Genomic DNA, 14835 nt, shown 5'->3' on the forward strand with positions numbered 1-14835 from the left:
CATGTCCGTGTAGCTCAACAGGCTTTCAAAACAAAAAGCAACAAGCGATAAGCAATGATTGCCCATATTTGACGAAGAAAATAGGGCGCCTTCTTGTTAATCCGGATTTCTTTTATGCCAGCGTCGGCTCGGTTATATCGGCTTAATCAATGTGCCGTTTCGCCTCTACAGTCGTTGAGCCATTTCACCATTTGTCATTATTTGAAATCGTCAAGGCTCGGCGTTTTTTCAAGAAGCTCTTGCTGCGTCGGCAAAGAATCGTCAATCTTTTGATAGCGCATTTTCTCCGGCAATTCGGATGAATTGGAGGATTGATCGCGCTGCATGACTGCCCGCGATAACAACATGAGTGTGACAGGTGTTGTTACGATAATAAATATTGCAAGCAATATAGAATGGGAAATGAGTTTGTGACCACTCACCGTTGAATAGATGATCGAGGCAATGATAATGCCACTGACACCCCAGCTTGTTCCAAGCGTTGGCATGTGTAAACGTTCATAAAAGCTTTTTGCACGATTAAGACCGATGGCGCCGATCAATGTCAGTCCCGAGCCTAATAGCAGGAAAAACACAATGACGATAGAAAGCCAGAGAGGAAAGTCTTCAATCATTCGATCACTTCCCCGCGCATCAGAAATTTGGCCAAAGCCGAACTTGAAACAAAGCCCAAAAGGCCAATCACCAATGCGGAATCAAAATAAACAGTTGTGCCAGAACGCATACCGAAAGTGACGAACAACATTAAAGTCGCCGTATAAAGTGCATCAAGGCCCAAAATTCTGTCCTGAGCACGCGGTCCACGGATCAGGCGAATAAACGACAAGATCATCGCAAGTCCCAGAAACAATTGCGCAATATTGATGCCCCAATAAAGAATAACAATACTCATTGGAATATCTCCAGAAGCAGACTTTCATAACGATTTTTAATGAAATCTCTCCAATAATTTTCATTATCCATATCAAGATCAAGAATATGGACAAGAAGACTGCTATCCTTGCTATGATAGGCAATCCAGGCAGTCCCGGGAGTTGCTGTCATAATACAGGATAATACAGCAAGTCCCGTATGGTTTTTAAGTTCAAGCGGAACAGTGATGAAACCGGATTGTTTCCGTTTTGCACCGCCGAAAAGCACATAGAGGGCAACCTCATAATTCGACTTTACAATATCGATCGTAACACGAAAAAACAGCCTGATAACCGAGCCCCAATTATGGATATGCACCTTCTGCGGTTTTAATAGCCGCATTAAAAACCCGCCTGCAAGTCCAACGACAATGCCGATGATCCCCTGCCCCAAGGTAAAGCCGTTCAAAATCATCCACATGAGAAGAAGCGACAAGGTCAACAATGGATAGGGGATTATGCGTTTCATTTCCCACCCCTTTCAACATCAACCTTATCAATAAGTCCCGCCGTTATTTCTTTTGACGGGATCGGTCTCACTGCTACGGTTTGCTGCGGCAAAACACTGTCGATATAATTTTGCGGATGATGCAATTCTTCTGCGGCTTTTCCCATATAGCCTGCTACCGGACCGGCAGCGATGGTCAATAGAAGACACAAGCCGAGCAAGCCTGCAACGGGAGCAAATTCTATCACTTGCACGCGTGGCACTTTCCCTTCAATCGACGCCCAGAAAGTGCGGATGCCGGTTCTCGTCATGGCGATAAGTGCGGCAAAACCGGAAAAGATGAGAAGAGCGACAAAAGTCCAATCGCGCGCGCTTGGTTGGTAACCATCGCCATTTAGTCCATCCGGATTGAAAACACCGGTAATCATCATGAATTTTGCAACAAACCCCGAAAATGGCGGCATACCGATAATGAGAATAGCTGTTATTCCGAAACACGCTCCAAGAATTGCAAGCGTTGCCGGAATATAAGTGCCGACCTCATCCTCTTCATCTTCCTCGTCTTCGCCATAAACTTCCATTGTTACCGCAAGAACATTGGCTGCTGTATCCTGACTACGTTCGACGAGTTCGACGAGCAGGAAAAATGCCGCAAGCGACAAAGTGGAGGAAACAATATAAAAAAGTGCGCCAGCGGTGAGCGAAGCATTGCCGGTTCCGATAGCAGCAAGCAGCGTTCCCGACGACACCAGAACGCTATAGGAGGCAAGCCGTCCCAGAGCCTGACTTGCAAGCACTCCGATAAAACCGAATATCAAAGTTGCGAGCCCGCCATAAAACAATATGTCATTACCAAAACCGGTTAACGTTCCACCATTTGTTCCAAAGACCAGTAATGTAAGCCGCAAAACAACGTAAATTCCGACCTTGCTCAAAATAGCAAATGTTGCACCGACTGGTGCAGCAGCAGAACTATAAGTCGGTGTCAGCCAGAAGTTGAGTGGCCACATGCCGGCTTTGACCAGAAAGGCAATTCCGAGAATTGCCGCGCCGGACTCGAAAATAATACGATCGGCCGATTTGAGAGTTTGGAGCTTCAACGCAAGATCGGCCATATTCAATGTTCCGCAAACACCGTAAATGAGAGCTGCGCCTATCAGAAAAAACGAAGAGGCAATCAGATTGATCACCACATAATGCATACCGGCGCGCACCCTCGCCAGCCCGCTACCATGGAGGGCAAGCCCATAGGATGCTGTCAACATAACTTCAAAAAACACAAAGAGATTGAACAGATCTCCGGTCAGGAAAGCACCATTTACACCGGCAATCATGAATTGCATGAGAGAATGGAAGTGTGGACCGGCTTTATGCCAATGGGCAGCCGAAAATACCAATGAAGCCACCGCAAGAATGCTTGCCAGAAAAACCATGGCCGCACTTAACCGGTCAAGCACCAGAACCATTCCAAAAGGAGCTTGCCAATTTCCGAGGTTATAAACCTCTGCATGGGGTGAGACATCAATAGCGCGCCCGATCAACCCGATAGAAACAAGAACGAGTAGCCCTATTGAAGAAAGGCTTATCCATAATTTGAGTTTGCGGCGTCTTTCATCATAAAAAAGCAGAAGTGCCGCAGTCGCAATAGGAAGGAGAATGGGCAGAATAACGAGATGGTGAAGAAAATAATCAATCATTTATTTTCCCTTCCATCGACGTGGTCCGAACCGGTTAATCCGCGTGAAACAAGCAGAATAACAAGAAATAATGCGGTTGTGGCAAAACCGATCACAATGGCTGTAAGAACCAGAGCTTGCGGTATCGGATCGGCGTAATTTGCCGGATTGACAGGATTGGAAGGGTCAACAATCGGTGCTGCATTCGAACGGGGACGCGCCATTGAAAAAATAAACAGATTAACCGCATAGGAAATAAGCGAAAGCCCCAAAATAACCTGATAGGTTCTTGGCCGCAAAAGGAGCCAGATTCCTGAACCTGCAAGCACACCGATACCGAGAGAAAGAACAATTTCCATCAGCGTCCCTCCTCTTTTTTAGCAGTTCTTTTACCAACGCGATAATGCCGGATTGATTGGTGCGCTATCGCGATGAGCATCAGCACAGTTGCGCCGACAACGAGTGAAAAGACACCGAGGTCGAACGCCATAGCACTGGCTGTCGGCATTTTTCCGATAAACGGAATCTTCGTATATTGAAAATAGGAGGTAAGAAAGGGGAAGCCGAAAAACCACGAACCGATACCGGTTACCAAAGCCAGAAGAATACCGAAACCGATCCAGCGCAGCGGTAATACTTTCAGATGACTTTCCACCCACCGCGTTCCCGATGCCACATATTGCAGAATAAATCCGATAGCCATAGTGACACCGCCGGCAAAACCGCCACCCGGCAAATCATGCCCGCGCATGAACAAATAGACCGCAAAGGCCATAATAACCGGAAAGAGCCAATGCATGATAATGCGTGGAATAACAAGATAATCGGAAACTGTGTCACCAACCTCCCGATCGGGCCTTGCTTCGTCAAAAGCCGACTGGACCTGTTGTTGCGTTGGTGCCTCGATGCTTTCAACTGCCGGACGGAAACGCCGCAACAGGGCAAAAACGGTGAGCGCTACAATACCGAGCACCGTTATTTCGCCCATTGTATCAAAGCCACGAAAATCCACGAGAAGTACATTAACGACATTGCGACCACCCGCATCGGAATAGGAATGGGTGAGGAAAAAATCTGAAATTGTTGCGCCTTGCGGACGGGTCATCACACAATAGGAAAGCCATGCCAAACCGCCCCCGCCGGCAATAGCAATGAGCAAATCGCGGCCTCTTCTCAACCATGGCGTAAAACCGTCCGGCATAGGGTCAGGTGCTTGCAAGCGTTTGGGCAGCCATCTCAGCCCCAAAAGCAGAAGAACGGTTGTGACAACTTCCACAACCAATTGTGTCAATGCAAGATCGGGGGCGGAAAGCCACAAGAATGTGGCACAGGTCATAAGCCCCGTTACGCCTAAAAGTATCAACGAAGCAAAGCGGTGGAATTTTGCCTGCCATGCAACCAATATTGCGCAAACACCACCGATCAGCCAGATAATTAAAAACGGTAGATCAAGCGGAAAAAGCGGCAATGCACCCGCATCAATCCATTGATTGCCGGCAATTAACAACAAGAGTGCAACGATGGGTGCAAGGATAATCCAGCGTGCTTCCACTTGCAGACGACGGGTCGAAAGAAAAGCCTCGGCCGAACGCGCCCATTTCCATGATATTGTTACCAATACGCGTTCAAAAATACGCTGCCCTTTCAAATGTCTGAAAAATGGCGGCCCACCTTCACATGATTTCAGATATTTGCGCGTGAGAATATAAAGTATAAGCCCGCCGATCAAAGCAATGAGGCTCATGACAAGCGGCGTATTGAAGCCATGCCAGAGAGCGAGATCATAATGCGGTGTTTCAGCCCCCAATACAGAATGGACCGCTGTTCCCAATATGCCACCGATGGCAAATTTCGGAAATATGCCGATGAGAAGGCATAAAAACACCAACAGCTCGATGGGAAAACGCATGAAATGCGGGGGTTCATGCGGCGTTTTTGGCAAATCATGCGGCTTCCCGCCAAAAAATACCCCGTGGATAAAACGCACCGAATAGGTAACACTCAACAATCCCGCGAGCGTAGCAAGATAAGGTGTACTCTTGTCGAGCCATGATTCCATGTGAACTTCAACCGCTTCGGCAAAAAACATTTCCTTCGATATGAAGCCGTTGAGAAGCGGCACACCTGCCATGGCAGCACTTGCAACCAGCGCCAACGTTCCGGTAAACGGCATATAGCGGAAAAGCCCCGACAATTTGCGCATATCGCGGGTTCCCGTTTCGTGGTCGATAATGCCCGCTGCCATAAACAATGATGCCTTGAAAATGGCATGGTTGACGATATGGAAAATTGCTGCAACGCACGCAAGCGGGCTTGCAAGACTTAAGAGCGTGGTTATCAACCCGAGATGACTGATTGTCGAATAGGCAAGCAGACCTTTAAGGTCCTGCTGGAACATGGCAAAATAGGCACCGATCAAAAGCGTGATCAAGCCGCAAAGCCCGATAATCCAGAACCATGCTTCTGTTCCCGACAATACCGGCCAGAACCGCACCATAAGAAACACACCGGCTTTGACCATTGTTGCCGAATGAAGATAGGCAGAAACCGGTGTTGGTGCGGCCATTGCATTAGGGAGCCAGAAATGGAACGGAAATTGTGCGCTTTTTGTCAATGCTCCGAGAAGCACACAGACAAGTGCCGGAATATAGAGCGGACTTCTCTTGATGAGTGAACCCGAATTCAACACCACATCCAAATCATAACTGCCGACAATATGGCCGATAATCAACATGCCGACAAGAAGCGCAAAGCCGCCGAACCCTGTCACCGTTAGGGCCATGCGTGCGCCGTCACGTGCACTTGCATTATGGTACCAGTAGCCGATCAAAAGAAACGAGAAAATACTGGTGAGTTCCCAGAAGATAACGAGGAGAACAATGTTGCCTGACAACACCATTCCGAGCATCGAGCCCATAAAGGCAAGCAGGAATGAAAAAAAACGCGGAACCGGATCGGCCGGATTCATATAATAACGGGCATAGACAACAACGAGCAGGCCGATACCCGTTATCAGAAGTGCAAACAACCAGGAAAAACCATCTATCCGCAAGGTGAAATTCAATCCCCATTGCGGTAACCATGAAATATCAAGCCTTATAACATTGTCGGCTGAAATGGCCGGATAAAGCATAATGGTGCAAAACAGTGCCATAAGCGCAATCGCACCGACAAACCATGCCTCATTATTTTTTGCTGTGGAACGAAAAAAACCGATAATGGCACTACCAACAAAGGGAAGTATTACCAGCAATATCAAGATTGCTTCCCGTGTTGTCATTATCTGTACACCATCCTGTTTTTCGGGGCCTCGTTTCTATATAGGTCACCGGAAATGAATCGGTTTTACCTCAATCCCATATTGGATTTTTTCAAGCATATAACGCAAGCCTTTTCAAAAGTTTAATGGAGAAAATTTTGCCGTTTTTTCCAAATTTTCCTCATTTCACCTGAATGGGGCGTTTATGAAGTCCGATTGTCATCAATCGGACGATGTTCATTTCGGACTATAATAATGCGATACACATTGTTTTCGCGGACCGTCAAAAGGCTGGTAGCTGTTATCGGAACTTGTATAGGACTTATATTTTGATGAACAAAAATCGACATGGTTTTTGATAAGCCATGGCTTGTCGTCGTCTTTTTTGGATTTTTGTGACGCTTTTTTAGGTTTCACATTGGTGCTATCGGCATGTGCTCCCGGTTGAAATGCTGCTTCCGGATACCACCAGCCATCAGTATGTTTTTTATAACCGGTACGGTGATGACGATAGCCTTTGAACCCGTTCAATTCGCCACGGCTCGTGCTTGTAATGGCAGAGGATTCTGTTGTTTTTGCGTTTTGCGCAATCACGAGATTTTCATCAAGATCGGCAGCAAGTGACGAAAAAGTCGCAACCAAACCGATCAATGGCAGTCCGACAAACAAGCAAAAAGATTTATTGAATTTACGCATTAAGAATCCTTCCCGGAACGAGACAAGAAAATTATAGCAGACATCAAATCGAGAAAACTGCACTCTTTTTTGCTATAGTTAATGAAGAACATATTTGCGCTTATAGAAATGTGTTTCTATATGTGGTCGAGGCTTTAAGAGCCATCGGAAAAAACCGGATATTGCAGGATTTAAAAATGCTTCAAACGCCCTATTACCTTGTCGACAAATCGAAGTTGCTGCACAATATGGAAAAAATTGCACGTCTTCGTGAACTGTCGGGTGCCAAATCGCTTTTGGCATTGAAATGTTTTGCAACATGGGGCGTTTTCGATTTTATGGCGAGCTATATGGATGGCACCACATCGTCATCGCTTTATGAACTGCGTTTGGGAAAAGAAAAATTCGGCAAAGAAACCCATGCCTATTCGGTTGCCTGGGCCGATTACGAAATTGATGAAGCGATCACTTATGCCGATACAATCATATTCAATTCCATCAATCAGCTTCATCGATTTGAAAAAAAATCCGAAAATATCGGGAGAGGTTTGCGATTAAATCCGGGGGTCAGTTGTTCCGGCTTTGACCTTGCCGACCCTGCCCGCCCTTTCAGCCGTCTTGGCGAAACAAGTTACGAAAAGATCGAAGCAGTTTTGCCGCTCGTAAACGGTTTTATGATTCATTATAACTGCGAGAATGGCGACTTCGCTTTGTTTGACCGGATGCTTTCCGATATAGAACAAAAATTCGGCCAACTTTTTCACCATGTAGAATGGGTGAGCCTTGGCGGCGGTATCTATTTTACCGGTAAAGATTATCCGCTTGAAGCTTTTGCCGACAGGCTCAAGCGTTTTTCGGATAAATATGGTGTTACGGTTTATCTTGAACCGGGTGAAGCTTCGATTACCAATAGCGCAACACTTGAAGTTACAGTTCTTGACACAATGCATAATGGCAAAGATCTTGCGATTGTTGACAGTTCCATCGAAGCCCATATGCTTGATCTTCTCGTTTATCGGGAAAAAGCGAAAATTTCGCCAAATCAGGGGGCGCATGAAATTATGATTTGCGGCAAATCATGCCTTGCGGGCGATATTTTCGGAACCTTCCATTTTCCTGAAAAGTTGAAAATAGGCGACCATTTATCGATAGAAGATGCCGCCGGCTATACAATGGTGAAAAAAAATTGGTTTAATGGTCTTAATATGCCCGCTATTGCGATAAAAGAATTGGATGGAACCATTCGTGTTCAACGCGAATTCGGGTATAAAGACTATTGTGAAAGCCTTTCGTGAAAAAGGCGCCAAGTTTAACAAAGATTTTGAAAGCAGAATTTAGGAGACAAACCGGGAATGAAAAAGAATATCCTGATTATTGGCGCAGGTGGGGTAGCTCAGGTGGTTGCTCATAAATGCGCCCAACATAACGATATTCTCGGTGATCTTCATATCGCATCACGAACATTGCAAAAATGCGAATCGATCATCGCATCCGTCAAAGAGAAAAAATCCATGAAGGTGAAGGGTGTGTTCGAAACGCACCACCTCGATGCGATGGATGTAAAATCGACGGCAGATCTTATTCGCAAAACAAAAAGCCGGATTGTTATCAATGTCGGCTCGGCTTTTCTCAATATGTCGGTTCTTTCCGCCTGTATCGAGACCGGTGCAGCCTATATTGATACCGCCATTCACGAGGACCCGCTAAAAATATGCGAGACACCCCCCTGGTATGGCAATTATGAATGGCCACGCCGCGAAGAATGTGAAGCACATAAAGTAACGGCCATTCTCGGAGCAGGATTTGACCCCGGTGTGGTCAATGCTTATGCAGCGCTCGCCCATCAGGACTATTTCGACAAGATCAGCGACATTGATATTATCGATATTAATGCCGGTAGTCACGGGCGCTGGTTTGCTACCAATTTTGATCCGGAAATCAATTTTCGCGAATTTACCGGTCAGGTCTGGTCGTGGCAGGACAGCAAATGGGTTTCAAACAAAATGTTTGAAATCGGCCACGAATGGGATTTGCCGGTTGTCGGCAGGCGCAACACCTATATGACCGGTCATGACGAAATCCATTCTTTGTCAAAGAATCTTGATGTGCCGAACATCCGCTTCTGGATGGGGTTTGGTGAACGTTATATCACCGTGTTCAATGTATTGAAAAATCTTGGACTTTTATCCGAACAGCCCGTAAAAACCGCCGAGGGTTTGGAAGTTGTTCCGCTTAAAGTGGTCAAAGCTGTTTTGCCGGACCCGTCTTCGCTCGCACCGGATTATACCGGCAAGACCTGTATTGGCGACCTTATCAAAGGTGAAAAAGACGGTAAACACCGTGAACTGTTCATCTATAATATTGCCGACCACAAAGAAGCCTATCTTGAAACAGGTTCACAAGCAATTTCCTACACAGCCGGTGTTCCGGCCGTGGCAGCGGCTATCTTAGTGGCACTTGGCGATTGGGATGTAAAAACCATGGCCAATGTGGAAGAATTGCCACCGGAACCATTTCTGAAGAAGCTTGATGAAATGGGGCTGCCCACCCGAATTCGCGAAGGAAAAGAAGATAAAAAACTCGATTTATAGCTTTAATGACTGACAAGTGCCAGCAAACCGGAAGGTTATGATGCAAAAGAAAAGCCGAATATATTTCAAAACAATCTCGAGATTATCGAGACATTTCGCTTTTCTTTTGGCTTTGTTTGCCGGCACTTTTTGCTTTTCTTCACCGGCATTGAGTGAAGACGAGACAGCACCACAACCAAAACTGTTTGAAAAATTTTTACCGAAGGCACTGCTTGAACAAAAAAATCAGGCAGAGCCGCCCGTCTGTTCGGGTGAGGATTTAACTAAAAAATTTTCAAAAGAAGAAAACCGGAAATTTTTGAGCCGTGCCGGAAAAATAAAAAATGGCAATGCGCGATTCTGGAGGGTTGAAAAAAAAGGAACCGAACCATCCTATCTTTTCGGTACAATGCACGTGACCGATCCGGAAATCGTCAATCTCGCTCCTAGAGTCAAAACAGCACTTGAAAATGCAGATCGTGTCGCCCTCGAATTGAGTGAAGCAGCAGATGATAACGGTAAAGCAATGGCAACAAAGCTTCTTGCCTCTCCTGATTTTCTGACTGCCAAGAAAGGTGAACGTTTCAAGGATGGACTTTCACGGCAGGAATTCAATAAACTCAAAGCTACATTTGAAAACCACAACTTGCCTTTTGATCTTATCTCCAACAACAAACCATGGTTCGTCTGGATGACATTGAGCCTACCGGCCTGCGAGGCGCGTCGGGAGGCTCATGGATACCATGCACTTGATGTAGAAATCGGGCAAAACGCCAAAAAACTCGGAAAACCGGTTATTGGTCTTGAAACATTTGATGAACAATTGTCTGCAATTGAAAAACTGCCTTTAAGTTTTCAGGCAAGATCAATTGAAGACTACCTCGAAAACCCCAAATTTTACGTCAATATGTTTTATACCGAAACACAACTTTATAAACAAAGTCGCATTGGAGAAATTCTGGTTCTTGATACAATGTTTAAAACAACGATCAGCAAAAAAGATCAGGAAATTTTCAAAGATATTCTGGTGACAAAACGCAACTTACGCATGTCTCAACGCGCACTTCCTTTGATTGAACAAGGAAACAGCTTTATAGCGGTTGGTGCAGCGCATATGGTTGGCGATAGCGGGCTTGTCGAACAATTACGCAAACATGGCTATAAAGTCAGCCCCATCAAATTCTGACAATTTTAAAAGCAACAAGACGGCCGAAGGTTTTCTTTTGCTGCCAATATTGAAGGCTCATTAAGGCGGAAAATTACGACCTCATGCGGCCCGATTGCGGCAGGTACCGGATAAACGCGTTTCTCTTTTTCAGTCCGGTCATTTTTTTCTATTAAATCAATAATGATTTCTTTAAATGGGAAAGCTTGAAGAGAATCCCTATCACGGCTTTCGTCGATACGAATATTATCGTCGTGTTTTCCTTAATTAAAAACGGGAAGCACTGAATAGAAGCCACTCCTATTCCAAGCTGACACCAGAATTCCGGAGTGACCTTATCAATCCGGTTTGATTTAAATAAAAAGGCCGCCCGAAGGCAGCCTTTTTGAATGATATGTCAATTCACTTACATATTGATCGGTTTTGAAAAAGCGGCCAATGCAGCCTCTTTTACAGCTTCGGACATTGTCGGGTGAGCATGGCAAGTCCGTGCCAGATCTTCCGATGAGCCGCCAAATTCCATCAAGACAGCAATTTCGTGAATCATTTCACCGGCACCGAAGCCAAGGATATGGCCGCCCAGAACCTTGTCGGTCTTGGCACAAGCAAGGATTTTTACAAATCCGTCAGTCTTCAACATAGCGCGGGCACGACCATTGGCAGAGAAGGGGAACTTGCCAACACGATATTCGATACCAGCAGCTTTGAGTTCTTCTTCGGTTTTACCGACAGAAGCGACTTCCGGCTCTGTATAAACGACACTCGGGATCACATCATAATTGACGTGGCCTTTCTGGCCGGCAAGAATTTCAGCCAGAGCAACACCTTCGTCTTCCGCTTTATGGGCAAGCATCGGACCTTTGACAACATCGCCAATAGCGTAAATTCCGGCAATATTCGTTTGCCAATGTGAATCGATATTCACCCGACCACGTTCATCCAGTACTACACCGGCCTCTTTGAGACCGAGCCCTTCCGTGTAAGGACGACGACCGGTAGCAACGAGAACAATATCAGCTTCGAGAGTTTCAGCCGAACCACCTTTGACAGGCTCAAAAGTAACTTTTGCACCGGATGCGGTTTTTTCAACGCCGGTTACTTTTGCGCCGAGCTTATATTCAATGCCCTGTTTTTCCATGAGTTTCTGGAACTGTTTGGAAACTTCACCATCCATCGGCCCAAGAACCTTGTCGAGAAATTCGACGACTGTGACTTTTGCACCAAGCCGGCTCCAGACCGAACCAAGCTCGGAACCGATCACACCGGCGCCGACCACAACCATGTGATGAGGTACCTTGGAAAGCGACAAAGCACCGGTTGAGGAAACGATAACTTTTTCGTCAATATCGATCTTGAGACCGGGAATACCGGCAACGTCGGAACCTGTTGCGATAATGATATTTTTGGTTTCAAGCGTCTGTTTCGAGCCATCTTTGGCAGCAACTTCGACTTTGCCTGCACCAAGAATTTTTGCCGTGCCGTAAACGGTGTCAATCTTGTTTTTCTTCATCAAAAACGCGACACCGCTTGTGTTACCATCAACAGTTTTCTGCTTGTGGGCCATCATGCCGGCAAGGTCGAGTTTGGGTTTGGAAACCGAAACACCCAAAGCCTCGAAACCGTGTTGGGCTTCGGCAAAAATTTCGGAAGCATAGAGCAAAGCTTTGGAAGGAATACAACCGACATTAAGACATGTACCACCCAATGTATCGCGCTTTTCCACGATTGCTGTTTTTAGCCCGAGTTGCGCTGCCTTGATTGCCGCAACATATCCACCGGGACCTGCTCCAATTACCACAACATCATAAGACATTCTTTTTCCTTTCGTTACGGCCGCTGAGACCTGAAAATTCTAAAACTTAAGAGGCTTTCTGAAACATAAGCCTGATACTGAATGCGATGAAAACGGCTCCGCAAAGGCGATCAATCCATTTGGCAGCGCGTTGATATAATGAGCGAATGGCAGGGGTTGTCATAAAAATGCCAACCAGAACAAACCATCCAATAAGAAGTGCCGACATCGACAGGCCATAGCAAAACTTGACTGCCATAGGCGTTATCGGTGCGACAAATGTCGAGAAAATAGAAAGAAAGAAAAACACCGCTTTGGGATTAAGAGCATTGACGGTAAATCCGGCAAAAAATGCTTTTTTCAAACTCTGCCGTGTTTTTTTACTTTTCATATTTTCGTTTTTTTCACCCGCAATACCACGCGAGGTAATGCTTTTAATGCCGATATAGAGAAGATAGAGAACACCGAGCCATTTAACGACATTAAACAGAATAAGGGATTTCGAGATGAGCAACCCAAGTCCCAGAATTGTGTAACTCACGTGAAAGAGCAAAGCCGCGCCGATGCCGAAAGCGGTTGCAAAAGCAGCCTCACGCCCATGAACCAGAGATTGGCGCAAAATCAATGCGAAATCGGCTCCCGGCGTTATTGCCGCAATTGCGAATACTGCCATCAATGTTGACCATTCGACAAAATAAGGAGCCATCAATTATCTCCAGAAAGCAGCAAAAAGCATGATGACCAATCCGAAAATGGAAACCAGCCAGACGATGCTACGGATGTAGGGGATACCCAAGAGGTAAAGCGGAATATAGATAATTCTTGCTACGACCCATATGGAGCCACCGGCCACGGTTAACATGATGTTATTGGGTGCAAAATCACCGAGCAACATCAATGCCAGAAATGCCGGATAAGTTTCGCGGTAATTGGCACTCGCTCGCATTGCCCGACCGGCATAAACAGATTTCGGTGTTTCTCCGCCATCTCTTGGTCCGGCGTTCCAGCTTCGTCCCAATTCACGTGTTGTGAGAAAAGCCTGCAAAAAAATATGCACCAACAACAATATGACGCTTATGGCCAATAATGCTGCTGGTGCATTCATTTACGACTATCCTATTTTAAAGATCGATAACGAGACGTTCCGGATCTTCAAGGCATTCTTTAACGCGAACGAGGAATGTAACAGCTTCCTGACCATCAACGATACGGTGGTCATAAGAGAGAGCCAGATACATCATCGGACGGGCAACAACTTCGCCATTGACAACGACAGCACGTTCCTTGATGGCGTGCATACCCAGAATGCCCGATTGAGGAGCATTGAGGATAGGTGTCGACATCAATGAACCATAAACGCCACCATTGGTGATGGTGAATGTGCCACCCTGCATATCGGCGACAGCAAGCTTGCCATCACGTGCGAGACGTCCAAGACGACCGATTTCTTTTTCGATTCCTGCGATTGAAAGCTGGTCTGCGTCACGGACAACCGGAACAACAAGGCCTTTGGCTGTACCAACAGCAATACCGGCATTGACATAATTTTTGTAAATAATGTCGGTGCCGTCGATTTCGGCATTAACAGCAGGAACTTCTTTCAAAGCGTGGCAAACAGCCTTGGTGAAGAAGCCCATGAAGCCGAGCTTGACGCCATGTTTCTTCTCGAACATTTCCTTGTAGCGTTTACGCAAGTCCATAATAGCAGACATATCCACTTCGTTGAAAGTGGTGAGCATCGCCATGGTGTTTTGTGCGTCTTTCAAACGACGGGCAATGGTCTGGCGCAATTTTGTCATGCGGACGCGTTCTTCACGTGCAGCATCTTGCGGCTGGGAAGCCACGCGCGGTGCAGCAACAGGAGCTGCGGCCGAAATGCCTTTTGCAAGAGCATCAAGAACATCGCCTTTGAGAACCTGTCCACGCTTGCCCGAACCATCAACCTGACCGGCTGACAAATTGTTTTCAGCCATGAGCTTGGCTGCCGAAGGAGCAGGCTGCATCGAGCCGGAAGCGGCTGCAGGTGCACTTGCTGCCGGTTGTGGTGCAGGAGCGCTCGGTGCCGGTGCAGGCTTTGGCTGCGGAGCAACATTGCCGGCAGCACCCGCCTCGATCGAGCCAAGAAGCGCGCCAACTTCGACATTGTCACCTTCTTTGGCAACAATTTCTGTCAATTTTCCTGCAACAGGCGAGGGAACCTCGACTGTTACTTTATCAGTTTCAAGTTCAACCAAGGGCTCGTCCATAGCGACAGCATCGCCAACTTTTTTGAACCATTTCCCAATGGTTGCTTCAGTAACGGACTCGCCCAGAGTAGGAACACGGATTTCATTAGCCAT

At 46.4% G+C, this 14835-nt stretch carries 14 protein-coding genes; 3 read left to right on the top strand and 11 right to left on the bottom strand.

What is annotated here, in order from left to right; translation table 11 throughout:
• Nucleotides 1–197: 197 nt before the first annotated feature.
• From mnhG to BBC0178_RS11520, 7 genes are all read right to left on the bottom strand, one after another.
• Nucleotides 198–614, bottom strand: a complete 417-nt coding sequence (gene mnhG, locus BBC0178_RS11490) for a monovalent cation/H(+) antiporter subunit G (RefSeq protein WP_078040252.1) — start codon at nucleotides 612–614, stop codon at nucleotides 198–200.
• A complete protein-coding gene (locus tag BBC0178_RS11495) occupies nucleotides 611–892 on the bottom strand; it encodes a K+/H+ antiporter subunit F (RefSeq protein WP_078040253.1) in 282 nt (93 codons plus the stop codon). Before BBC0178_RS11495 ends, mnhG begins: the two co-directional genes overlap by 4 nt.
• Nucleotides 889–1380, bottom strand: coding sequence for a Na+/H+ antiporter subunit E (locus tag BBC0178_RS11500; RefSeq protein WP_077973338.1), 492 nt, complete (start codon nucleotides 1378–1380; stop codon nucleotides 889–891). Before BBC0178_RS11500 ends, BBC0178_RS11495 begins: the two co-directional genes overlap by 4 nt.
• The gene (locus BBC0178_RS11505) at nucleotides 1377–3053 is read right to left on the bottom strand and encodes a monovalent cation/H+ antiporter subunit D (protein ID WP_078040474.1); all 1677 of its coding nucleotides are present in this window, start codon (nucleotides 3051–3053) and stop codon (nucleotides 1377–1379) included. The genes BBC0178_RS11500 and BBC0178_RS11505 overlap by 4 nt, the downstream gene beginning before the upstream one ends.
• Entirely contained in the window at nucleotides 3053–3394 is a 342-nt protein-coding gene (locus BBC0178_RS11510; protein ID WP_075869471.1) for a Na+/H+ antiporter subunit C, read from the bottom strand. Before BBC0178_RS11510 ends, BBC0178_RS11505 begins: the two co-directional genes overlap by 1 nt.
• The gene (locus tag BBC0178_RS11515) at nucleotides 3394–6315 is read right to left on the bottom strand and encodes a monovalent cation/H+ antiporter subunit A (protein WP_078040254.1); all 2922 of its coding nucleotides are present in this window, start codon (nucleotides 6313–6315) and stop codon (nucleotides 3394–3396) included. Before BBC0178_RS11515 ends, BBC0178_RS11510 begins: the two co-directional genes overlap by 1 nt.
• A 216-nt stretch (nucleotides 6316–6531) precedes the next feature.
• A complete protein-coding gene (locus tag BBC0178_RS11520) occupies nucleotides 6532–6990 on the bottom strand; it encodes a BA14K family protein (RefSeq protein WP_078040255.1) in 459 nt (152 codons plus the stop codon).
• Nucleotides 6991–7166: 176 nt separating this feature from the next.
• Between BBC0178_RS11520 and BBC0178_RS11525 the strand changes: the two genes are divergently transcribed.
• From BBC0178_RS11525 to BBC0178_RS11535, 3 genes are read left to right on the top strand one after another with little or no spacing between them, the layout of a single operon-like run.
• Nucleotides 7167–8264, top strand: coding sequence for a carboxynorspermidine decarboxylase (locus BBC0178_RS11525; protein ID WP_078040475.1), 1098 nt, complete (start codon nucleotides 7167–7169; stop codon nucleotides 8262–8264).
• A 57-nt stretch (nucleotides 8265–8321) separates the two neighbouring features.
• On the top strand, nucleotides 8322–9560 hold the full coding sequence (locus tag BBC0178_RS11530) for a saccharopine dehydrogenase family protein (protein ID WP_078040256.1): 1239 nt from the start codon (nucleotides 8322–8324) through the stop codon (nucleotides 9558–9560).
• A 37-nt stretch (nucleotides 9561–9597) separates the two neighbouring features.
• Nucleotides 9598–10725, top strand: coding sequence for a TraB/GumN family protein (locus BBC0178_RS11535; protein WP_078040257.1), 1128 nt, complete (start codon nucleotides 9598–9600; stop codon nucleotides 10723–10725).
• 385 nt (nucleotides 10726–11110) lie between these two features.
• Here BBC0178_RS11535 and lpdA read toward each other — a convergent pair whose 3' ends face one another.
• The 4 genes from lpdA to odhB are packed head-to-tail and all read right to left on the bottom strand — an operon-like array spanning nucleotide 11111 to nucleotide 14835.
• On the bottom strand, nucleotides 11111–12517 hold the full coding sequence (gene lpdA / locus BBC0178_RS11540; protein ID WP_078040258.1) for a dihydrolipoyl dehydrogenase: 1407 nt from the start codon (nucleotides 12515–12517) through the stop codon (nucleotides 11111–11113).
• A 46-nt stretch (nucleotides 12518–12563) separates the two neighbouring features.
• On the bottom strand, nucleotides 12564–13202 hold the full coding sequence (locus BBC0178_RS11545; protein ID WP_077973354.1) for a LysE family transporter: 639 nt from the start codon (nucleotides 13200–13202) through the stop codon (nucleotides 12564–12566).
• A 3-nt stretch (nucleotides 13203–13205) separates the two neighbouring features.
• On the bottom strand, nucleotides 13206–13601 hold the full coding sequence (locus BBC0178_RS11550) for an MAPEG family protein (protein WP_078040259.1): 396 nt from the start codon (nucleotides 13599–13601) through the stop codon (nucleotides 13206–13208).
• Between the two features lie 16 nt (nucleotides 13602–13617).
• Nucleotides 13618–14835 (bottom strand): 2-oxoglutarate dehydrogenase complex dihydrolipoyllysine-residue succinyltransferase, encoded by a 1218-nt coding sequence (gene odhB, locus BBC0178_RS11555; RefSeq protein ID WP_078040260.1) that lies wholly within the window; start codon nucleotides 14833–14835, stop codon nucleotides 13618–13620.

Origin of the sequence: Ditibartonella apihabitans, from assembly GCF_002007485.1 — a bacterium.
GTDB lineage: Bacteria > Pseudomonadota > Alphaproteobacteria > Rhizobiales > Rhizobiaceae > Bartonella > Bartonella apihabitans.